The following is a 437-nucleotide window of genomic DNA, read 5'->3' on the forward strand; positions in this document are numbered from 1 at the left end:
TTTTATTACGATTCCAATGTTAGCGTTTGCTGCGTTTTCGATTATTACGGTTTGTATGGTGATCATTGCCCGTAATGGTGAGAAAGCCACTCATTTTAACAACAAAAAGTCCAACTAACTATAGGTTGGACTTTTTAAACTTATTTCTTCTATTATTTATTAAATGGCTTTACCGAGAAATGCTGTTAACATCCAAACGTGCTTTTCCAATTCAGAATGAATGGCTAGCAGCATATCACCAGTGGATTCATCATTTACTTCGTCGGCAAGGCTCATGCCTTCATTTAATTCACCAATAATAATCGAGAAATCGTTGATAAGGGATTGAACCATTTCACCAGCTGCTTCTTTACCTGTTGCTTCTTGAATAGAGGAAATCTCTAGGCATTCTTTCATTGTTGCAACAGGGCTGCCGCCGATTGCAAGTAAACGTTCTG

1 protein-coding gene is annotated in these 437 nt (G+C 38.0%); it reads right to left on the bottom strand.

All coding sequences use genetic code 11. The annotated features are described in order from the left end of the window. Positions 1–159: 159 nt before the first annotated feature. On the bottom strand, positions 160–437 hold a 278-nt coding region (locus tag RYX56_RS21220; RefSeq protein ID WP_317123972.1), incomplete at its 5' end, for a Dps family protein.

It is taken from the genome of Alkalihalophilus lindianensis (assembly GCF_032843265.1).
GTDB classification, from domain to species: Bacteria; Bacillota; Bacilli; order Bacillales; family Bacillaceae_D; genus Alkalihalophilus; species Alkalihalophilus lindianensis.